Below are 22,336 nucleotides of genomic sequence, written 5' to 3'. Positions count from 1 at the left end.
AATATACTAAATATGCTAATGGAAAGGGAGATAAAAAATGGTTGACGAACAGGTAAAAGATGTTATCGCTTCTGCAATAGAAACAGATGAAGGTGTTACGCGAAGGGTTAAGAGTGACGACTCACTGGCAGACGATTTAGATTTTGATTCAGTTAGAATGATGATTCTTATTACTCTACTCGAAGAGAAGTTTAATCTTGATATTGATGAAGGTGAAATTTCAGATATTAAAACAGTTTCTGAAGTAACAACTTTCATAGAGAGAAAGCTGGAGAAAAATGAAAAATAGGGTAGTTATTACAGGAATTGGTCCTGTTACACAACTAGGTATTGGTAAAACTGAATTTATAAAAAATTTATTATCTGGAAAAAGAAATTTTTCTCAGAAAATACCTGAAGAAACAAAGAAAAAATACCCAGTTAATGTTGATTATTATGTTCCAGCCGTTAAGTTGACGAGCGAACAAACGGATAGAAAAATTAAACTTTTCAGTAATATCAATTCTCAAGTGGTTGCATTAGCTTCAAAACTAGCAATTGAAGATTCAGGGATTACTATTCCAGAAGATAATGAAATTCCAGCTATTCTTGGGTTAGGAGTTGGTGATTTATCTAGTGGGTTCAAAAACTACGAAAAGTTTATTACCGAAGGCAAGATGGATCGATTTGGTGCACCGAAAGTTATGGCCAATGCGCCAGCTTCTTGGATTTCAATAACTAATCAATTACATGGTGAATGTTATGTAATTAATGCCGCTTGCGCCTCATCAACTAATGCAATTGGAGAAGCTTATCTGAAAATAGCCGATGGCCACGCTGATACCGTAGTATGTGGTGGAACAGAATGGCTCCAAGATGATAAATTTTCAATCATCAAATTGCTAGAGGGATTAAAAGTATTCGACTCTAGTCCTGATGGTCTTCCTAGACCTTTTCAGGAAACTCGCTCTGGTTTGTTGCTAAATGAAGGAACAGCTTGCTGTCTAGTTTTAGAAAACTATGAAACGGCTAAAAAAAGAGGTGCTGAAATTTATGCTGTAGTAACAGGATTTGCGGCATCAATGGACGCTTATAGCATTGTAGCTATTGAAGAAAGTGGTGCTGTAATTGAAAAAATGTTACGCAAGCTTACTTCAGGAAAACGGATAGATTATTATAATGCTCATGGGACGGGCACAATTCTTAATGATAAGGTTGAGAGTGAAGTTTTCAAACGAATATTTGGGGAAGATGTCAAAAATCAACCAATGATAAATTCTACTAAAGGATTACTGGGACATACATTTGGTGCAAGCGGAGCAATTGAAGCAATGGTGTGTGCTATAGCAATAAAATATGGTATTGTTCACCCCAATTTGATTGACCGCCCAATAGAGAATTTAAATCTTGTGTCAGAAGTTAAGACCAATCAAGAAGTTAATACAGCGATTTCTGCTTCATTTGGTTTTGGAGGTCACAATGCAGCTCTTCTATTTGAAAAAGTGGAGGGGAAAAATGAGTAATTTTGATGGCAAAGTGAATCAGGTCATATTAAGTACAGACAAGGATAGGAAATTTGAAAAAAATGTAGTCATTGTTTCAGATAAAAAAGAATTTGAAATCTTACTTTATATGCTTGAGGGAAATGTATATTTTGATGAAAGTAGTAAATCTGCTGAAATTAAAAGATGGAAGCAAGAGATTAGTGACATCAATAAGATAAAACTTTCGTTTTTGGATAAAAGTAAAATTTTATTAGCTCTTGGAAAAATCTATCCAGAAGAAAATGACCTAAATAAGCGAGAAACATTGAGCATAGAAGATTTGCATAAAACAAATCAAGAGGATATCATGGTTTCTAAAGTTTTGTCTGAGCAAACTGGGAAAATATCAAAGGATGTAGGAAGTCCTACACATACTCAAGAGATTGTTCTTGATCACATTAACTCAGAGCATGTCGAAGCAATTTTACTAACTGAGATGTGCCGTCAAGCGGCTATCGCGACAGTTGTTTCGGAATTTACCAACGACAGTCAATTTTATATTTCAGAGGAATTTAAAAAATACGAACATTTGGTTCAACGAGATAAGGAAGTTATTATTCAAACATTCCTTGTACATGGAAAAGGGGGAATGATTATTTGTTTATTTTCCTTATTTCAAAATGATTCGCGATGTGTTTTAGGATATTTCTTGGGAATACAGAGAAAGGAAAGATGAAAATGAAAAATATAAAATTGATTGCATGTGATATTGATGGGGTTTTACTGGAAGATACATTTAGTCCAGTGCTCCATATCTTGGCTCAAAGATTTAATATTCCATATACTGCCGAATTAGAAAATAATATGTTTTCCCAAAACAGAGGGAAAGCAGTGAATTATTTTCTAAAGCAATTATCACTCTCAGGTCATAAAGAATCAGAAGATGTCCTTAAATTATTTTTTGATGAGCGTCAAAAATATATTGATAAAAGTGGTACGCCAATACTTGATGGAGTCCCAGAGTTTATAAGTTTATTGAAGAATTTGGATGTAAAAATCGTTTGTTATGGTGGGTTAGATTATGAAATGATTGATAAATGCTTTACTTCTTATTTGAAAAATTTCGATCAATATATTTGTACGAATGACTTCCGCCCAGGTCTAAAGGAAATTGTCAAGAATTTTTATCAATTAGAGTATCAAGAGGTACTGTTTATTGATGATGTTGCTGAGGTAGCAAAAGAGGCTAAGAAATATTCCATCCCTTTCATCGGCATTCCCACTCAACATAGCTGGGGATTTCAAAAAGATGAGATGACAAAAGTGGGGACGAAGTATATTGTAAGCTCAGTAAAAGAAATTACAAAAGAATATTTAGAAAGACTAGATTCCGATCAAGCTATTTGGGAGGAGCAAGATGACTAGAACACAAAAAATAATCCTTGCCTTGGCACTTATCGGAGCTTTCATCGGGGTTCTTGATACTTCTATTGTTTATACTGGTACAGTTAAAATAGCTTCCCAACTTCACTTGAATGCTGGAGCATTGTCGTGGGTTCAAGTTTCTTACGCTTTAACTTATGCAGGATTTATGCTTATTGGTGGGAAATTAGGGGATTTGTATGGACGAAAGCCCCTCTTCATTTTATCCCTTATTATTTTTGGCCTTGGCAGTTTAGCAGTTGGCGCATCAATGAATGCGACGATGATTATTGGCTTTCGTGCACTACAAGGAATAGGGGCGGCTGTCCTTGCCCCAAATTGTTTGGCACTCTTAACGGATACATTTGAAGGACAAGCAAGACAAAAAGTGATTGGCTACTATGCCTCCGTTATTGGCGCAGGTGCTGCGATTGGCTTGGTAATTGGTGGAATTTTTGCTACCTTTGCTTCTTGGCGGATTGGTTTTTATATCAATGGACCGATTGCTTTCATTATGGTCATTATTGCCCTAAAAGTTTTAGCAAAGCCTGAAAAGCAGACAGGGAACCTTGATTGGTTAGGAACGATTCTGTCTATTCTTGCGATGACATCTATTTCTTATGGATTGGACGGAAGTCCATGGAGAGTTCCAACGCTGATTGTTTCCCTTGTTTTCTGGATTGCCTTTATTTATAGCCAAGGCAGAGTGAATCATCCCACTATGCCCCTTGAAATATTCAAAGATAGAGAACGCACGGCCTCGTATCTGAGTTCCCTGCTCTTTAGTTCAGCAGGTATCGGCTTTTGGTTTTATACGCCGCAATTCATGCAGAGAAGTCTGGGATATAGCCCATTTGTAACAGCGTTAGGCATGGTACCCATGGCCGTTCTTCTCTTTGTTATTGCGGTACAGGCAAGAAAATTGGTGCAAAAGTGGGGAAATGCACGTGTTATGGTCATTGGCTTTATTGTGGTCATCCTATCTATGGCAGAGTTATCCGCTATTGCTCATTCGGCAAATTATTGGTTGCTCCTAATTGGAACACTTGGATTTGCAGTAGGTTTTGCATTAGCTTTCGCAACACTTGCTACTTCAGGACTTGTCAGAATCCGCACCGAAATTTCGGGGGCTGCATCGGGAGTATATAATACCGCGCGTCAATTTGGTGGAGCATTAGGCTTAGCAATTTTTGCGGCTTTTACTGAAAAGTTAACAGGAATTTCAGATGTTTTTGGAAAATCTATGTTAATTGGTGTTGGACTAACTTTTGTGGGACTTATATTAGTGCTAATCTTTATAGTTCCAATGGAAAGAAAGTAAATTTGCGATTATATTTGGTATAATGGAATATACTAAATATAATAATTGGAGGTACATTATGTCCTACTCTATCGCATTTTCACAAGCACTAGAAATTACATCATATATTGCTATCAAGTCAGAAGAACAATACTATGAATATTTGTCAATACAGAAAATATCTGAAAAGTTGAATATTCCTATTCCTAGTATCAAGAAAATATCTTCTCTCCTTAAAAAAAATGGGATTCTGACCTCTAAAACAGGCAGCTCAGGGGGATTGAGATTAGCAAAAGATTCTAAGGAAATAACAATTTACGATATTTTGGAAGCAATAGAAGGAACTCGGCAATTGTTTAAAATTCACACCGATTTTGATACAACAGCGTTCCAAAATAGAGAGAGTGTTGAAAAATGGCTTCAAGAGAGTTCAAAATTACTTTATGAAGCGGAAGATGCCATGGAAAACGTTTTACGTGGAGTAACGTTAGATGAACTGGATAAGAGGTAATGATATTTTGTCTCAAAAGAGAAAATATAAAATTTTAATTTATGGTGCAGGAGTTATTGGTAGTATTCTAGCAGTACACTTTTCAAAAAATGGGAATGATGTCCATGTCTATGCGCGAAATGATAGGTTAGAGGTTTTAGAAGAAAAAGGTCTCCTCTACGAAGAAGAGGGAAAAGTTGTAAAAGCAAGAGTAACAGTCGATAGCAATGTGAGTGACGGAGACTATTACGATTATATTTTTGTTACGGTACGGCGGAATCAGATACTCAATGCTCTTTCAGAGCTCAAAAACAATATCTCCTTAAATATTGTTACGATGGTAAATAATATTGAGGGATACACAGCATTTGGAGAAATCCTAGGTCAAGGAAGGCTTATTCCTGCTTTTCCAGGAGCAGGAGGAAAAATTGAAAAAGGGGTCTTGAGATATAGTCTAGTCCCCTCGTTTATCCAGAAAACAACCTTTGGAGAGCTTAATGGAAAAACTTCAAAAAGAGTAGTAGTTCTGTTAAAATTATTCCGTTCTTCAGGAATTCCTTGTGAAATTTCCAGAAATATGGAGGCGTGGCAGAAATGTCATGTCGCCTTTATTACCGCACTTGAGTTAGGTATCTACTCTTATGGAGAAACCAGCAAGGAAGTTGCTAAGCATAATGATCAGTTAATTGAAATTGTTCAATCACTAAATAGGAATTTTAAAGTAATTTCAGAAGCAGGATTTACTATAGAACCTCAAAATTTGCGAGTCTTTTATCACTTACCTTTAAAAATACAAAGGGATATATTGAAAAAGCTTTTTAAAACAAAATTTGCAGAGGGAGCTCTTGCTTCTGGAAGTAAAAAAAGTAAGGAAGAAATGGGAAAATTGCAGTCAGAACTTTTATCAATGAAATTTCCTCAATAATTCAAAAGGTAGGCAACTTAAATCATGGACATGTTTAACTTTTTAGCTCATAACGTAAAGGAAAGAAAAAAGACAACTTTTGCGGAGAACAATGAATCAATAATGTATGATGCTCTTTTTAATCCAACCTTATTTGTTTATGTTAGCAAGTTGATTGGAATTGTTCATGTAAAGATTCCTTATGAAGTCCGCTCTCTTCACAAAGGAGATATTTTATTTGAAGTTGAGAGTTTGAAAATTATTAATACTGTTTTGATGGAAGGAGACGGAATAGTTGAAGATATTTTAGTAAGAGATGGACAAATGGTAATGTATGATACTCCTCTAGTTATCATCAAAGTTCAGAAAAAGGAAAATAAAATTTGAAGTTAAATATTTTTTTAATTCGACATGGTGAAACTTTTTTTAACAAATTCAGAAGAGTACAGGGATGGTCTGATTCTCCATTAACTCAGACAGGATTAAGTCAAAGCAGAAAAATTGCAGAATATTTTTTAGTTAATGGAATTAAGCTTGAAGCTGTTTTTTCAAGTGATTCTGGACGTGCAATAGAAACTTCAGAAACTATTGTTGAAGAATTGAATATTCAAATTCCTCACAACAAAGATACACGTTTAAGAGAGTGGTGCTTTGGGAGCTTTGAAGGCCAGGATTATGGTTTATTTGTCAAGAAGTTGCTTGATAATGCTTTTGATATTTATGGAAAAAATCGAGAGCAACTTTTATATCCAGAGATGTCTGAAATATTGACGAGAATGGATACAGAAAAATGGACTGAGTCTTGGGAAGACTTGAGAGAAAGAATTTTTCAGTCCATATTTGAAATTGCTGAGAAATCTTCACGAAAAGGGGAAAAGAACATTCTCATAGTGGGGCATAGCCTTAGCATTTCTACATTTTTATGGTTGATTGATGACAGTCAGCCTAAATTCAATGATATAAAGTCTGGTACAATTACACAAATAATATTTGAAAATGAGAAATTTGAACTCGTTAATCGAGAAATAACTTTGATTTAGACCTCGAGTGAGAAGGAGATGACTTATATTTCTATAAACATCAAAAGGCTAAAATTGAGAGCTAGAAGAAGCGTGGTTTCAAACAACCGCGCTTTTTGTGTCCCTCAAGGCACGCGTCCGAGGCGACGTAAAACCAGACGTTAACGGTCAAGTTTCGACTTGACCGTTTTTTCATGCTTACTTTTTATAGAAAGGATTTTTTATGTCACACACAAAACGCAGAAACCATTCTCCGTGGTTGCTCGCAGGAAGCGCCCTAGCGCTCATGACATTAGGAGGCGTGCTCAGCCTTCAAGCAAGTACCCAAACAAAGCCAAAGGCTTCCGCACAACCTTCCATGGCACAGGCGACCAAGAGCTTTGCGCCGCTTGCACAAAAGACCGCTTATGTGAAAGCGGCGAGTGATGAGAAAGCTTTGGCGGCCACACGAAAGCTTTCCAAAGATGGGAAAATCAAAGGCGGGGCACTCACGTTAATTCCAAAGGCCACGACGGCTAAAGAGATCACAGAAAACAGCCAAAAGGCAATGACGGCCGAAAGTCAGGCTTTTAACTCTGAGGCAGGACAAGCAGAAGCCAAACGCCTCAATGCTCAAGCACATTCCCTAGGAATTGACACCTTGAGCAAATGGGCCATGAGTGCACAAGAGCTTACGACGCTTCAAAAAGGGCAAGCCTTTAGTGCTTATGTCACAAAACTCAAACAAGAAGCTAACTGGGAGAATTGGTCGCCAGAGATGAGGAGCTGTTTGAAAGTGTGAATGCGCCGTTAGACGCGACCATTCACATCACGCCAAAAAAAGGAGAGACCGCATCAAGCTCGTCTGCGGTTGAAAACCTCCAACAAATTTACTCAGGCGAACTGGTTAAGTTTATCCCGCTTGCTGAGCGAGGAAAAATTTTAAATAGGGCGGGACTCAAAAAGTTTAGTCAAACGCCTTTCGTGGACGCGAGTGGCGATGCCGCGGTTTTCTTAAAAGCCAAAGCCATGCAAGGGAAGGTCTCCACGCAAGACCTCCTTACCCAGATTTTGCAAGCCAAGACTTTGGATGAGGCCATGCGCGCCTCTCTTAAACAAGGACTGACACCTAAAGAAAGGACATCAAACGTAGGGACACTCTCTGATTTCTTCGGGGGCCTAGTGGCGCATGCGGATAGCACTAACTTTAGCGCCTCTGGGAGCGGCTGGGTCATTCAAGCCGATGGTAATTTTACGGCCACCAGTGATCAAGCCAATGACTATTTCATCAATGATCCGAGTGGCGACGGTGGCGGCTGGGTCTTAGCGCCAAACGGACGCTACTATCCGTCTTACTGTATTGATATTGCGGACGGAGGGGCGAATGAATCGTCAAGTTACGTCTTAAATACGGTCAATAATGGAAATAATGGGCTAACCTCTGGTACGAATGCTGGCAATATCGCGAACCTCCTCCCGTCTGATCCGACTGGTTTGAACGACTTAATGGACTTGCTCTACGCCACAACAGAGGTCGCTTTAGCAGGGAATAGTCAAGGCGTAGATGTAGGAACCGCTCAAAACTTAACCGCGAATGTCGGCGTGATTGAGCAAGCCATCAATGCGGCGCACGGCACTTTTGGCTCTTTTGCCAAGATGACGGACGGTCAAATCATGACGCAAAGCACATGGGCAGGCACATGGATCGGCGATAACTGGTCAAAAATTATGGCTCAGATGACAAGCAATCAAAAGAATGCCCAAGGGACGGCAGGACCTAGTGCGACGAGTAATGAACTGACCATTATCGGCATGGGAAATGCGGATACAGGGATTAAAGCTCCTGATGCCTCAAGCTTGTCTGAAAAATTGCCTCTTAAAAGCTCAGACGGGAACGCAGAGCTCTACGTGGGAGACAATGGCAACCTTTGGGTCAAGGCCTTAAAGCCAACGAATGGAACCGTGACTTTTCCTAAGATTGAAACCAAAGGCACGGCAGGAACCTCGCTTGGGACTGCGCCTTTTTATATTGCGGATAAAGCCAATAACGCAGAAGGGGCTGGCCTTCAAACACGACTTTCCCCCGTTGGCTTATTCAAAGCAGGCACTCCTGCACTTGGTACGATAAACGTATCCATTAAAATGCTTGCCATGGGCGAAAACAAAGGGCAAAAAGCCCAAATTGTCACGTCTTACCCGACGGGCCTGTCGCAAGCAGGCGCCGTCTTAGAAGTGGAAAATGTCGCAACAGGCAAACGCCTGAAAGCAACGGACGCGATTGACCCCGATGACCCAATTAAGGCAAGTAGTGGCACTTTAACCACAGGAAGTGATGGAAACTTGCAACTAGAGGTAGGTGCTGACGGAAAGTATGGGCTGATAAACCTCCCCATCGCAGACGATAAAGGCAATTATGACACCTATCGCTATGTGGAAGTCAAAGCCCCTAAAGGCGAAGCCCTGAGTGCCCCTGATGAAAAAGGCACCTTTAGCTTTTCGGCTGATGACACGATTGATTCTACGTCCCACAATCTAGAAACGGCTGACACCCAGATTCAGGATAGCCCAATGGTTGAAACAGGCATTGCCAAGATTGACGCAGATACAAATTATCAAGGCACCAACGGAAAACCTGATTTGTCGGGCGTTGAGTTGAGCTTGTATGTGAAAACGTCCGATTCAGGAACCACAGTCATTAACGGACTGACTAAATCTGGTACCTTTGTCCCCGTTAAACAAAGTCAAGGGATTGATCCAAACACAGGAAAAAGCGCTGCGGTCACTTTATCTGCGGGTGCCATCTATGCGCCAAACGCCAATGGGAATATTGTGCTCGTGACGAATCAAGACGGGCTGGCAGGAAAAGTCTCCAACCTTGCCTTACCAAGTGCCGATGATTTATACTGGTTTGAAACGAAAACACCGAAAGGTTTTACGAATAACCCTGATGGACTCTCGGAACACTTTGAAAACAGTAATACCATTGATGCCGCAAATAATAATCTTGAAGATGACCATAAAAACAGCGGTACAATTTCAGATAAACCGATGCTTGCTCTTAGTTTGGATAAAAACTCAACGAATGCAGAATTTGATACAGTGTTAGGGAAAGCGACTTATGAGGCGGTCGATGATAAAGGCACACCCCTCACAGTCGATGAGGGATTGGACCCTAAAACAGGGGCGTATGCTAATATTGATGTCACAACAGGCAAACTGGTTAAAAATGACCAGCAGCTCTTAGAGGTGGAAGCGACAAGTGACGGTAAAATCTCCCTGCAAAACATTGATGGGACGAAAGTCTCAGGAAACCTCCATTTTGTGGAAGTGAACCCAGCCGACGGCCACGCAAAGAGTAAAGCTGAAGTGGACGAAACGATGAAGCCTGACACCACCAGTTCAGACGGCACCAACTTTGAAGCAAGTGCCACGACCACCGATAAACCCATGGGGGAGCTTGCTTTAATCAAGATTGACTCGGATACCAAATCAAGCACAACCCAAGGTTCAGCGCTCTTACAAGGCGCTACATTAGGGCTTTACGTCGAAACCTCCACAAGTGGCACGACCGTGATTGATGGCGTGACTTATTCTGGAACCTTAGTGCCCGTTGACCAAAGTGCAGGGGTCAATCCTCAAACGGGTGAGTCTGCTCCAGTAGTCCTTTCAAATGGGGAAACCTATGCCAAGGATGCGAACGGAAAGGTTGTCTTGGTGTCTGATGCTAAAGGCAACTTTGGCGAGGTTCAAAATCTGGACTTGTCACAAAGCCTGACCTATTATGGGATTGAACTTCAAGCCCCTTACGGCTACACCCGAAGTACCAAAGCTCATGTCTGGCACTTCACTAAGGACGCTAAAGTGGATAGCGCAAGCAATAACTACGAAGATAGTGACAATCTCAAAGGCACGATTGCAGATCGCGTGGTGGATTTTGACTTCATGTTTGATAAAGTCGCAGGAGATAATGGCGCGACAGGATTGAAAGGTTCAGGTTGGACCCTCACACCAGTTGCTGGAACAACCACCGCCGAAAATACCCTTGGGAAATTTAATAATAGCGAAGCAACTAATTTGATTGGTCGAGACACCATGATTTCGCCAGACACTGGCTTAGCGACGCCTGTCACGAAAGTCAACCAGCTCTATCTTGGTGCGACCCAGCTCTCACACAACTTCACAGACCCCCAAGGGGCGCTAGAAACGGGTATGGTGGAGTTTGACCATGTGCAAGCAGGCAAATACATCGCCAGTGAAACCACCGTGCCTGACGGCGAAACCAAAGCCCATGACATGGAGGTGGATATTTTACCTGACGGAACGCCAAATGGTGCGCCTGATGACTATGAGTTCAAAGTGATAGATGAAACCACCCACCATGTCCTAACCGACCAAGACATTCCAGTGTCTTATGACCCGACAAAAGACGGCTTGCTGCTCTTAGATGATAACAACCTCCTCGGTAAATTCAATCTCGGACAGATTAAGGACAATCCGATTGTCCCACCGACACTCACGACCAATGCTTTTGATGAAGCGACCAATAAAACCACGCTTGGGATTGGTCAAGTCACGGTTGGAGATAATGTCACGGCGACAAATGTTGCGAGCGTCAAAACGTTGACAGGTGTCTTGGTAGATAGCTCTGGCAACCCCGTCAAAGATAGTGCAGGAAATGTGATTCAAAAAAGTGAAGCGGTCACGGCGGATAATCAAGGAAATCTGAATACGACACTCGTTTTGCCAGCATTTGATGATGAAGATGCCCCAAATGCCAAGCTTACCGTTGAAGAAACGCTGGTTGATGATACAGGCAAAGTTTTGGTGGAAGATAAAAATTACCAAAATAACCCGACGGAAACCGTCACGGTTGGTAAAGTGCCGACCTTTAGCACACAACTCTCGGATAACGTCATTAAATTTGGGAATAATGTGCTCCAAGATAAAATCTCAGGCAGTGGTTATGAAGCAGGCCAGCAAGTCCAAATTAAGGTGGATGGGATGATAGATTCAACTATGAATAAAGTAATCCCAGCCACAGACAGCGCTGTTTTAACGGCGGACGTGGACGGGAAAATCTCAGGGGAGGTCTCAGTTAACGTGGTGGTTTCTGAAGCAGCTCTTACGGGACACCATTTAACTGCCTTAGAATCCGCCTTTTTAGTGATTAGCGGAAAAACCAGTACCAACCCTGTCGCTAAAGCGGATAACCCCGCCGATAAGAATGAAAAGGGCACCGTCACAAAAATTCCTGATGGGGCAACGCAAGTCGCTACTTCAACGGTACAAGTAGGTCAGAACACGATTGAAGATCACTACCAAAGCTCAAACGGCAGTTATGTTTCAGGGACGCAAGTGTTGGTAAAAGCAGGCGAATGGGACGTGACAAAAAACAAAGCAATTCCAGCAACGGGCGAGGCGACCCTTACCGCAGATGAGAATGGGAAGCTTGATGGAAAAATTCCTGTGAGCTTTACGCTTGATAATTCTGAAATGGGCGATACCATTGTCACAACAGAAACAGCTTATTTAGTGGTTAATGGCAAGCCAAGCGCAAACCCTGTGGTCGTCAATGACAGCCACAACGATAAAAAGGAAATGGTTCAACTTCCTGATTTTCAACCCCATAAAGAGGATAATCTTATTGCTGGGACGGATAAAAATGGAAAGTTTTCGCTAACCAGTATCTTAGAGGACTTACAAGAGCTTCAAGATGACCGTCAAAATATCTCCAATTTTGCCTTGACCAATCAAAACTGGGATAACACCACCGATGAAACAACGGCCACTTACCAAGAGGAAGTCAAAGAAACCGCAAAAAACCCAGGAGTGAATCAGTTTGAAAATAATCGCAAGATGAATAACAATAATCGCAATGTCCTGCTCGGTCAAACGTATGACTTCCCTTTGATGTTGGACGTACGCAATTTGAACCAGTCGGCCCAAGAAACGGAAATTCAAATGACTGACCTTTTGCCAACTCAGTATTTGAATTTATTGCTTGACCAGCTGACTGTCCGAAATAGTGAAGGGCAAGCACTTAACCCTAGCCTCTACACCGTGACGGCAGGAAAAGAAACGAAGGGCAAGACCCCGATTACGATTGCCTTCAAGGCCACCAAGGAAATCAAAGAGGCGAACGGTCAAACCGTTAAAATTGTGGACACCACCAAAATCCCGCTTGGCGAGCGCTATTTCATTGATTTACCCGTCTCGGTCAAAGACAGCACCCCAAATGGGACGAAAATTGTCAATACGGCAAGTGAAACGCTCCTTGATACGTCAGGTCATCAGGTCACAAAAGCCACCGAAACCCGACAAAATCAAGTCGTCACCCCAAGCGGCAGTACAAAAGTGGAGAAGAATACCTTAAAACCCGTCAATGACGCGACTTATGTGGACGACTGGACCAGTGATAAAGACCGTCCACTCACGGTTGGACAAACTTATACGGTCAAAGTTCCAGACTTTATCTGGGATAAGACGACCAATCAAGAAGTGAAAGCAACGGGCAGTATGACTTTTGTTGCAACTGCCCCCGTCATGACGGTTAAAGTTCCTGTCAAATTGGACGCAAGTGGTCTTGCAGGACATGATTTAGTGACCATGGAAGACTTATACATAAAAGATGTCACAACGAAAAAGGACATCAAAGTCGCCCAATTTCGGGATAAAAATGCGGCGTCTGAAACAGTTCATGTGGAAAAACCAACCGTTCCTCAAACGCCTCAAAGTCCGCAGACTCCAAAGAGTCCCCTACAAGTCCTCACAAGTGTCTTGCCTAAAACAGGCGATAAAGGTGGCGGCCTCTTAGTTCTTCTAGGCGCACTCATGATTGCGAGTGTGGCCGTATTGAAACGCAAAGCATTCGTCAGCTTGAAGCGGAAGCTGCGCCGTAAATTGAAAAAATGAAAGGAGCGAAATGGAAAAAATCAACTATCAAAGGTACACAAGTAATCGTGAGAAGTCAATTCCTTTTGAAGTCGGTGCACATTTGGCAACGATTAAACGCGTCAGTTTCAAAAAGACCAAAGCAGGACTTGAAAAGTTAGTCTTGTTGCTAGAGGGCGAGAAGGGAGAAACAGGCTTTTATAACTTGACCTTTAACGATTTTGTCGCAGAAAATCTCAACCTCATTTTAACCAGCATTGATGATAATGGGGAACCCATTCCAGAAATGTCCTTTGGTTATGATGGGGCGACCGCTCAATTTTTAACGGGAAAAGAAGTTTATATCAAAGTCGGAATGGAAACCTATCAAGGGGAGCGTCGTTCGGTCATTAAAACTTTTTTGGACCAAGAAGAATTTGATTTTGTGACCAACTTTGAGGACGGTTAGTCCTCATTGATAAAGAACGCACATCACTTTCAAGGCAGTTTTCGACTGCCTTTTTTAATTTTAAAGGAGACATCAATGTCAGAAGTACAGAAAATTATTACCGCGATTGGGGCGATTATTACAGTAGTCGGGCTCATCTCAATCTTGATTAACTTTAACACCATGCGAAAAGGTTTGTCCTATGACCGCCCCGAAGAAGTCGATAAAGGCGTCTCAGGCATGTTAATGGGCGGCATTATTGCAGGAGGAGCCGCAGCGATTGCGGCAGCCGCCGTGGCTGCCCTCTCGCTCATTCAATTTTAAGGAGAAACCATGAACTATACAACCGATACGGTCAAGCAGATTTTTAAGAACCTGCATGACTATAATCCCGTTGTGAGTGGTGTGATTGATAAAGTCACAAAAGTCTTGATTCCGATTTCTTTGGCACTCCTTGCGATTTTGTTTCTCGTGGAGTGGTTAGAGTTTAGAAAGCAACTCATCAAAGAGGGTGGCACGCCCACCATGGAGTTGCTGGCAAACTTGGCCATCAAATATCTCATGGCCTATGCCTTGATTATGCTTTCGCCCTATATTGTGGATGCGCTCATTTGGCTGGGCATTCAGATTTCTGAATGGATTAATTCGGTTATGCCCTCGCAAAATTTTAAAACTACCATTCCAGCGATTAAAGGCTCGATTGCGTGGTATGAAAAGCCCTTCCTTTATGTCTTGATGGCGATTGCCCAAGTGATGGATTGGTTAGGCTCATGGATCACGAGTATCATCGTTTACTTGCGCGCTTTGACCCTCTTCTTTTATAAAGGTTTAGCACCACTCATGGTGGTTTTCTTTATGAATGATGAATTAAAAAGTATCTCACTAGGCTTTCTCAAACAGTTAGGGGCGCTGGTGATTCAAGGAAGCTTGCTGATTCTTATTATCGGGATTTATCCCGCGATTGTGAGTAGCGATTTTCTAACCGTGAGCGCGAGTGGCGACTTTTTAAGTAACGTCGGCGCCTTTTTCACGGTTATCGGAAAAGCCGTGATCTTTATCTTACTCATCATCGGCTCGCAACGCCTCGCGAATAAATTGATGGGGGTACTTGGCTAATGGCACAATCAGAATTTTATAAAGACTTATCCAAAATCGAAAAGAAGTATCATGGGATTTCGCTTAAAAAAATCAAAATCGGCTTTCAATTCTTTGGAATTACGCTGATTGCCCTTGCGGAATCATTCTTGGTTCCCGATTGGGCTTTTTATATCGTGACACTTCCCACAGCTCTTCTTTTAGGAGCCATTCCAGCACTGGACTACATGGATAAATGGAAAAAAGTAAGGCGAAAGCTCGAACTCTTTTTTGTTTATGAAGACAATTTTTACACCACAGGTCAGATCAGGAGGTATGAGGCCAATGAATTTATTGAAAAAGACAACGTTAGCGAAACGGGAGACTTCCTCCTTAGCGAAGCGACGAACCGCACGTTCTAAGAAAAAAGCAAACCCAAACAGTATGCACCGCATCAAATACACCAGTCAATTTGAAAATGGACTCATGCACGTTGTGGGACAAGAAAGCTCAAAGATGTATCGCTTAGGGGAATTAAACTATGAAATCTCTGATGGCGGGACGCAAGATAATACCGTGATTTCTTATGTGGAAGCCCTCAATACGCTTAATCAAAATTCCCGCTACCAGCTCTATATTACCAATCGGAAAGTCAAAGCGAGTAGCTTAGAACACGTCCTGCATGACTATCAAGGCGATGAAAATGATAGTTTACGCTTAGAAATGAATACGGTTATTCAAAGACAACAAAAAACAGACCCGAAGAATTTTACAGCGACCAAATATGCGATTTTCACCACCAAGGCAAGAACGCTTGCCATCGCCAATCACGAATTGGATAAATTAAACACCAATTTCATCAATCGCTTTGACGCCAAAGACGTGAAGCTCACAAGTCAGCCACTGACAGGAATTGAGCGCTTAGAAGTCATGAATGACCTGTTAAGACCCAATCATCCTTTTACCGCCAGCTATCAAGACATCGCCCTATCAAATCTCCCCAGTAAAGCTTTTATTGTCCCAAGCCATTTGAAATTCCCGAATGGCGCAGATTTCTTTCGGGTAGGTAAGCGCTACGCCCGTGTCTTCTATGTCCGTGAATTTCCAAAATACTTAGAGGACAAGTTGATTAAAGAGCTTTGTGGAGCAGGCATCGAGCTAGACATTAGCCTACATGCGCAAACCTACGATATGGTTAAAGCGAGAAAAGACATTAACACGAAAAAGACCCTCAACCGTTCCGAGATTCGCAAACAACAACGCAAAAACTTCAAACGCGGGTTCTCAGATGATGACATTTCTGGGGAAGAAAGTGAGATTCAGTATGCGGCTGAGGGACAGTTGAATGCCTTCAAAGAAGAAGGGCAAAAGCTCTTTTCAGGTATTTTTGCGGTTTACCAGGCAGCGGACACCAAAGAAGAACTGGATAAAAATACGGAAACCATTCTAGGGATTGGGCAGACTTATGATGTGGAATTTGAAGCGGTCGAGCAGTATAACGAAGAAGCCTTAAATACCATTCTCCCGATTGGCAAACCTTACCTAGATGTCGAAATGAACTACATGCGGGATATGACTTCCTTGAATGTGGCGACACAAATTCCGTGGTCAAACATCAACCTCCTCAGTAAAAATGGCCTTTTCTATGGTCGTAACCAACTGACCCATAACATGATTAGTGTCAACCGCTTGAAAGACTTGATTACACCAAGCGGACTCTATCTTGGCTCATCGGGTTCAGGCAAGGGCATGACGGTCAAATGGGAAATGCTCAATGTCTTATTGAAATGGCGCAAGCACCGCTTGATTATTGTGGACCCAGAAAGTGAATACCTCAAAATCGCTAAGCGTTTTGGGGCAGAGATTTTGGATATTTCGACAGGAACACCGCACCACTTAAATATCCTAGATTTAGTAGATAAAAGCCTTTTGAAAGCAGAAGACCGTAATGTGGACTTGATTAAAGAAAAAACCAATCTTCTTTCTAGTCTCTTTGATAGCCTCTTAAAATCTTTTAGTGACGCCGAGGAAACCATGGTCGATCGCGTAACCCGCTTGACCTATGAGCGCTATTCGGAGCCGACGCTGGTCGAGTGGCACAAAGTGTTACTAGAACAACCCGAAGAATTGGCGCAGCACTTTGCCACAAAAATTGAGCGCTTTACGATTGGCTCACAGGATATTTTTGCGCATAAAACCAATATTGATTTGAATGCCCGCTTTGTCGTCTTTAATATCAAGCAACTTGACCCAAGGCTCAAACCTTTTGCCATGAAAGTAATCTTGGATCAGATTTGGAAGCAGGTCGTCTCAGGGCAAGGCAAAGTCACCACGCACTTGTACTTTGATGAATTGCAGCTGATGTTTAATGATGAAGCGACAGCGCAATGGTTCTCAGGGCTTTGGTCACGCGTCCGTAAATATGGCACAGTCACAAACGGCATTACCCAAAAGGTGGGAACCTTACTCAACTCTGAAGCGGGTCGCGCTATGATTACCAATAGTGAGTTTATTGTCTTGCTCCGCCAAAAGATTGATGACATCAATCGCTTGCGTGAAGTCATGACGTTAAGCCCGCAGCTGGTGAAACACGTCCAAGAAACAGCCCCACAAGGCACAGGCTTGATTTACGCAGGGGGCACGATTGTACCCTTTGAAAACCCGATTCCAAAGGATACGGCACTCTTTGAGTTGATGAATACCGACGCAAACGCCGCCTAGAGGGAGGAAAATGGACGAGAAACAAAAGCAACAGATTAAAAAAACCATTCAGGTCAAGCAACGGGCAACTGAACTCCTCAAAGAAACAGCCCAGCAAAAGCCCCGTCAAGTGCGGCTGACTGCCTCTAAAAATGTGCATCTCGCAAGGAAAATGTTGCGCCTCAAACGCAAAAGCGCACAGAAATTAACGCCCAAAGAAACTCATGATTTGGAAAACCTAAAAGTGCAACTCAAGCAAAACGATGTTTCTGGAGGAGAAAATGAAATAGGAGAAGCTAAGCGAGAGCTTGCGGCGAGAAAACTCTTGCTCAAGAAAATGCGTAAGCAAGACCCGTCTTACCTCCCCACGCAGCTTAAACTCACGAGTAAAGTGGCGGTAAAGGAAAATCTCATGACCTCACCTGCGAATGTCTTAGAAAGTGATGAGACCCTTTCTGAGGGCGTTGAAAAAGTCCAAAAAACCATGTGTCAAGTGAACCTCGCCAAGCAGCACATTGAACTGACCAAGTCAGGAGGACGTGTCGTCTTGGGACTAACGAAACGAACGTATGGGTTATCCAATCGAACCTTTAATTGGGTTCAAGGCAAAGGCTTTACAAGGACCCCCGATGACTTAAAACTCCGTAAGCAACTTAAACATCGCTATCAACGCTTTATCCAACAAAAGAAATTGAGAAGAGAAGCCAAACAGGCGAAAGAATCAACGTCCCTTATGATGAACTTGTTGCGGGGAAAAATCTCTCCTAAAGCCGCTCTCAAAGGCCTAGCGCACAATCCTGTAGTCTGGATTGCCAGTCTGCTTTTGTTTCTGGTCTTAATGATTGTGGCCGTAGCCGCAGATGTTCCCAATCCCTCGATTAAGCAAAATGATTTTGAACTCACGGACGCGTGGACAACCATGACAAAATTGGACGCAGATCATTCAAAAGACGGCAATCAGTTTTACACGAATTTTGATGGGGTCATGTTTTATATGAATGAGAAGTTTGATGATTATGATGTCGATGGTATGTTATCAAATGGACAATCCGCCAAAGCGTACCTTTCTGATTTGTGGACCGCCCTCAATGGAAAAGCACCAAATTATGAATTAACAACGATGGATGAGCTAGAGAGAAAGGGTGCTTATGTGCTCAGTCAAGTGGATTACACCAACATGAAGCAGATGATTTCTGAAATGGGGTATCAAGCGCTAGACGGGCAACTGGCTTTTCCTTATGCGACGGATAATCTCATCATCAATAGACGCTTTGGCTATGAGGGCGCTGACCTCCACCAAAGCATTGAGGTAACAACGTCTGAAAATCAACCGATTGTCGCCCCACTCTCGGGTAAAGTAACGGTCAATTCCAACCAGCAAGTCACGATTGAAAATACCACCCAAGAAGAAAAAGTCAGCCTCCAAAAGGTGGATACGAGCCGACTCACCAATGGTCAAAATATCACTTCTAGCGCTTTGATTGGAAAGAGTTTAGCAAGTACTCTTGAAATTACCCTTCAAAAATACGATGACGGAACGAAAAGCTGGAAACGTGTCAATCCTGCTTTTTATTTCCCAAAAGTCACTTATACGCAAATGACGCAGCTTGCGGCGAATGATTACAACCCAGACAGTAGTCAGTTGGCCTCTGCCCAAGCGATTTACAATTATGCCATGGCACACGGTGGAACTTTGAATGGCGTCTGTGCGGTGCTTGGAAATTATCAAGTGGAAGGAAATCTTGATCCGACGGCGGTTGAAACCATTTACGATGAACCCTTTAAAATGGGACCACGAAAACAAGCCGCACAAGCGGCTGGTTTTGCGATTGAAAAGATGGACGCGGCTTATGCCGCTAGATACCCTGCCATTCATCAAGCAGGCATTGGCTTAGGTCAGTGGACAAATGAACGTGATATTGCCCTACAATCCTTTGCCAAAGCTCAAAAGAAGCCGTGGTGTGATGGTGGCTTACAAATCCAGTTTGCGACTACAGGCGATTCGCCCGGTGCGATTACCGCTTTAAATAATACCTTGCAAGGAAAAGTAGGCAAAGACTTGCCTACATTAACCAATTACTTCTTGACCTATTGGGAGGGGAATCCTGGGGATAAGATTTCTGAACGGATTCAAGACGCACAAAACTGGCAGGCTTATTTCACGCGGGCAGCGAGTGGCAGCTCTGGAAAGGCAGACGTCTCTGTTCCCCCTGAATATGCAGGGAAGCTTACCGAGCCAGCTCCGAATGAACAAGATGTCACAGGCTATCCAGGCAATAATTATGCCCTCAATAACTGTACGTGGTATGTCTATAATCGAGAATATCAGTTAGGAAATCACATTCCAGCAAATCTTGGTAATGGCGGTCAATGGGGAATCAGTGCAAAAGTGGCAGGCTATGCGACATCCTCCACCCCAAAAGTAGGCAATATGGCTTCCTTTACCCCAGGTCTATTAGGCTGCTCGTCCATCTATGGGCATGTTGCTTTTGTAGAGTACGTCAATCCAGACGGGAGCTTTCTCGTGAGTGAGATGAATGTGGTTGATCCTGGGTCTGGCAAGATTAGCTATCGCGTAATTTCATCAAATGCTGGGATTACATTTGTTGACCCCACAAAATAAGGAAATAGAGGTAAAAATTGATTAACGAACAAAAATTACAACTGGTCAAACGGCTAGGGATTGGAGCAGCGGTGGTCTTGCTTTTGTTAACGGGCTTATTAGTAGGGCTGCGACTCGGAAAACCTGCCAAAGTGTCTCAAAAGCAGGTTCCCGCAAAGGTTATTTCCACATCTAACCTTTCAACGGGCAATGTCACGCATTTCTTGACGGAATACTACACTAAAAAAGAATTATCTGAAAATCGGAATCGGTATAAAAACCTGATGACAGATGAAATGTACCGTGAGGCGGTCGTGACAGAAAATCAACCTGTCAATCAGGCTTATAAAGGCTATATTATCAATCAAGTTTATCAAAAAGCCACGATTTATTTGGATGAAACAGATTTGACGGCACTTTGTGTGGTGCATTATACCAATACTCAGCGCTCTAGTCTTCAATCAAGCGTTGGCGAATTAAAAGACCAAGAAAATACCGATACCATTCTATTGAGCTACACCAAACAAGGCAAAAAGTTCCTTGTCAATAATATTCAAAATGTGGCTTTTTCAGAACCCTTAGATGCAGACAATCAAAACGCCTATCCAGAAAGTACGATTGCTAGTTCCTACTCCAATGCGCTAGGCACTAAGCCGAATGACAGGGTGGCGATTACAGGAGGTGGCGTTACGTCGTCAAGCACAACGGAAAAAGGAGGAAACCCGTAATGGTAAGACAAACCAAACTCAGTGATTTAGAAAATCGGCGACTTCGCCAAGAAAAAGAACTGGCAGACTTAGAACAAAAGCAAAAAGACCTCGAAGATAAAATTGCACGCAAAAAAGAAGAATTAGAAGCGACGAACTCCAATGTCATCGCAGAAATCTTGGTATCGCATCAGTTGACCATGTCAGAGTTCTTGAAACAAATGCCGCAAATGGTAGAACAAGTCAAAAGTCCAAGCAAACAGGAAAAACCAACGCCAGTAGCACACCCAGAGGAGGAAAGACATGAATCCATTTAAAAAGACTGCTTTTCGCTATGAGATGACGAATTGTGTCAATTTTCGGGCGACAGAGGTCTCAGATGCCTATGAACTCATCAACTGGATTATTGCGGAAAATTTGCGTTTGCAGGAATTAAAAGTGAATGGTTCAGTCACTTTGACAAAAGTCAAAACCACAGCGAAAGGCGAGCAGGAAATTTATTCTGCCGCACTTACCCTTCCCGTTTTAATGGATGATGAGGAAGAGTATGATGACTGGTTAGAGTTTTTCTATGCCACACAACCCGTCAAAGAAAAAGACCGCTTGGAAAAAGGAAAAAGTTTTCCTAAAGTAATGAGATTTGAACGTCCTAAAGTGGTCGAACAAGAAACTCCTGATGTCAAGGCTTATGCGCCAGCCCCTGATTTGTCCGTTATGGACGAAGAACCAGAAAAATGGGAAGATGAAGACAAAGCAAGGCTTTCCTTGCAGGTCAGAACGCAAGAAGCTGAGATTGAGAGGTTGAAACAACAACTCAATCAATCTGAAAGCAAGAAGACACAGGAAGAACCAGAAACCATTGAGTCTCCAATGCCTGAACCGCTTGGTAAGACCTTGTCGGTTTCTAAAGCAGCGCCTATTGATTCATCGGATGTAGCGAAACTTTTACCTTTGCTGGATAAAGATTCTGTCCCAGATTCCACCTTAAAGTCCCTTGGCCTGTTGGACAAAGCGGAGATTACCCAACAAGTTCAGGACAGTTTTCAAGTCTTCTACCAGCAAGAACTGGAAAAAGAAAGGGACAAGATTGAAGCAACTAAGGCGGCTGAACTAAAAATTGCCAAACAAGAATTTGATGAGAAAGAACGCGCCGCGAAGGTAGAAGCCCAAAAGAATCGCCTCACCACAGAGCAGGACTTGAAAGAAAAATATGAACTTCTGATCTTTGAGGAAAGTCAAAAACGCTTAGAGGCACAGCGTGAAAAAGTCCAAGCCCCATCTGAACAAATGCTTTCCACCCTACTTAGGGACATCGGTTTTGAAGAAGGAAATAAATAGGAAATATGAGAAAAGTTGTA

At 42.3% G+C, this 22,336-nt stretch carries 20 protein-coding genes; all 20 read left to right on the top strand.

Annotated elements, in window-relative coordinates; genetic code table 11:
• The first annotated feature begins 37 nt into the window (after positions 1–37).
• The 20 genes from MHB61_RS04920 (at position 38) to MHB61_RS04825 (ending at position 22,316) form a co-directional block, all read left to right on the top strand.
• The gene (locus MHB61_RS04920; protein ID WP_023164094.1) at positions 38–289 is read left to right on the top strand and encodes a phosphopantetheine-binding protein; all 252 of its coding nucleotides are present in this window, start codon (positions 38–40) and stop codon (positions 287–289) included.
• The gene (locus MHB61_RS04915; RefSeq protein WP_137015944.1) at positions 279–1,502 is read left to right on the top strand and encodes a beta-ketoacyl-[acyl-carrier-protein] synthase family protein; all 1,224 of its coding nucleotides are present in this window, start codon (positions 279–281) and stop codon (positions 1,500–1,502) included. Before MHB61_RS04920 ends, MHB61_RS04915 begins: the two co-directional genes overlap by 11 nt.
• Positions 1,495–2,199, top strand: coding sequence for an AfsA-related hotdog domain-containing protein (locus MHB61_RS04910; protein WP_170959139.1), 705 nt, complete (start codon positions 1,495–1,497; stop codon positions 2,197–2,199). Before MHB61_RS04915 ends, MHB61_RS04910 begins: the two co-directional genes overlap by 8 nt.
• Before the next feature lie 2 nt (positions 2,200–2,201).
• Positions 2,202–2,888: an HAD family hydrolase gene (locus MHB61_RS04905; protein WP_031559204.1), complete on the top strand. Its 687-nt coding sequence runs from the start codon at positions 2,202–2,204 to the stop codon at positions 2,886–2,888.
• Complete coding sequence (locus tag MHB61_RS04900; protein WP_081144233.1) at positions 2,881–4,206, top strand: MFS transporter; 1,326 nt, start codon at positions 2,881–2,883, stop codon at positions 4,204–4,206. The genes MHB61_RS04905 and MHB61_RS04900 overlap by 8 nt, the downstream gene beginning before the upstream one ends.
• A gap of 58 nt (positions 4,207–4,264) precedes the next feature.
• A complete protein-coding gene (locus MHB61_RS04895; RefSeq protein WP_023164099.1) occupies positions 4,265–4,696 on the top strand; it encodes an RrF2 family transcriptional regulator in 432 nt (143 codons plus the stop codon).
• Entirely contained in the window at positions 4,677–5,600 is a 924-nt protein-coding gene (locus MHB61_RS04890) for a ketopantoate reductase family protein (protein WP_023164100.1), read from the top strand. The genes MHB61_RS04895 and MHB61_RS04890 overlap by 20 nt, the downstream gene beginning before the upstream one ends.
• A gap of 24 nt (positions 5,601–5,624) precedes the next feature.
• A complete protein-coding gene (locus MHB61_RS04885; protein ID WP_043994610.1) occupies positions 5,625–5,966 on the top strand; it encodes a biotin/lipoyl-containing protein in 342 nt (113 codons plus the stop codon).
• Entirely contained in the window at positions 5,963–6,619 is a 657-nt protein-coding gene (locus MHB61_RS04880; RefSeq protein WP_050490624.1) for a histidine phosphatase family protein, read from the top strand. Before MHB61_RS04885 ends, MHB61_RS04880 begins: the two co-directional genes overlap by 4 nt.
• Positions 6,620–6,884: 265 nt before the next feature.
• A complete protein-coding gene (locus tag MHB61_RS04875) occupies positions 6,885–7,379 on the top strand; it encodes a hypothetical protein (protein ID WP_023164103.1) in 495 nt (164 codons plus the stop codon).
• Positions 7,343–13,489 carry an LPXTG cell wall anchor domain-containing protein gene (locus MHB61_RS04870; RefSeq protein WP_137015939.1) on the top strand — a complete coding sequence of 2,049 codons (6,147 nt, stop codon included), beginning with the start codon at positions 7,343–7,345 and terminating at the stop codon, positions 13,487–13,489. The genes MHB61_RS04875 and MHB61_RS04870 overlap by 37 nt, the downstream gene beginning before the upstream one ends.
• Positions 13,490–13,499: 10 nt before the next feature.
• The gene (locus tag MHB61_RS04865) at positions 13,500–13,916 is read left to right on the top strand and encodes a hypothetical protein (RefSeq protein WP_081144235.1); all 417 of its coding nucleotides are present in this window, start codon (positions 13,500–13,502) and stop codon (positions 13,914–13,916) included.
• A 75-nt stretch (positions 13,917–13,991) separates the two neighbouring features.
• Complete coding sequence (locus tag MHB61_RS04860; protein WP_044009665.1) at positions 13,992–14,219, top strand: hypothetical protein; 228 nt, start codon at positions 13,992–13,994, stop codon at positions 14,217–14,219.
• A 9-nt stretch (positions 14,220–14,228) separates the two neighbouring features.
• On the top strand, positions 14,229–15,011 hold the full coding sequence (locus MHB61_RS04855) for a hypothetical protein (protein WP_081144236.1): 783 nt from the start codon (positions 14,229–14,231) through the stop codon (positions 15,009–15,011).
• On the top strand, positions 15,011–15,391 hold the full coding sequence (locus MHB61_RS04850; protein WP_081144237.1) for a type III secretion system protein PrgI: 381 nt from the start codon (positions 15,011–15,013) through the stop codon (positions 15,389–15,391). The genes MHB61_RS04855 and MHB61_RS04850 overlap by 1 nt, the downstream gene beginning before the upstream one ends.
• Positions 15,315–17,690 (top strand): VirB4-like conjugal transfer ATPase, CD1110 family, encoded by a 2,376-nt coding sequence (locus MHB61_RS04845; RefSeq protein WP_081144238.1) that lies wholly within the window; start codon positions 15,315–15,317, stop codon positions 17,688–17,690. Before MHB61_RS04850 ends, MHB61_RS04845 begins: the two co-directional genes overlap by 77 nt.
• Before the next feature lie 391 nt (positions 17,691–18,081).
• Positions 18,082–20,292, top strand: coding sequence for a phage tail tip lysozyme (locus MHB61_RS04840; protein WP_340817493.1), 2,211 nt, complete (start codon positions 18,082–18,084; stop codon positions 20,290–20,292).
• 131 nt (positions 20,293–20,423) lie between these two features.
• On the top strand, positions 20,424–20,999 hold the full coding sequence (locus MHB61_RS04835) for a hypothetical protein (RefSeq protein ID WP_137015937.1): 576 nt from the start codon (positions 20,424–20,426) through the stop codon (positions 20,997–20,999).
• A complete protein-coding gene (locus tag MHB61_RS04830) occupies positions 20,999–21,295 on the top strand; it encodes a hypothetical protein (RefSeq protein ID WP_081144241.1) in 297 nt (98 codons plus the stop codon). The genes MHB61_RS04835 and MHB61_RS04830 overlap by 1 nt, the downstream gene beginning before the upstream one ends.
• Complete coding sequence (locus MHB61_RS04825; RefSeq protein ID WP_137015935.1) at positions 21,282–22,316, top strand: hypothetical protein; 1,035 nt, start codon at positions 21,282–21,284, stop codon at positions 22,314–22,316. Before MHB61_RS04830 ends, MHB61_RS04825 begins: the two co-directional genes overlap by 14 nt.
• The last annotated feature ends 20 nt before the right edge of the window (positions 22,317–22,336 follow it).

The sequence above is a fragment of the Lactococcus sp. FSL K6-0773 genome (assembly GCF_038006485.1).
Classification (GTDB): domain Bacteria; phylum Bacillota; class Bacilli; order Lactobacillales; family Streptococcaceae; genus Lactococcus; species Lactococcus lactis.
The sequence above is the reverse complement of the archived record's forward strand: the minus strand, read 5'-3'. Positions and strand labels throughout refer to the sequence as shown.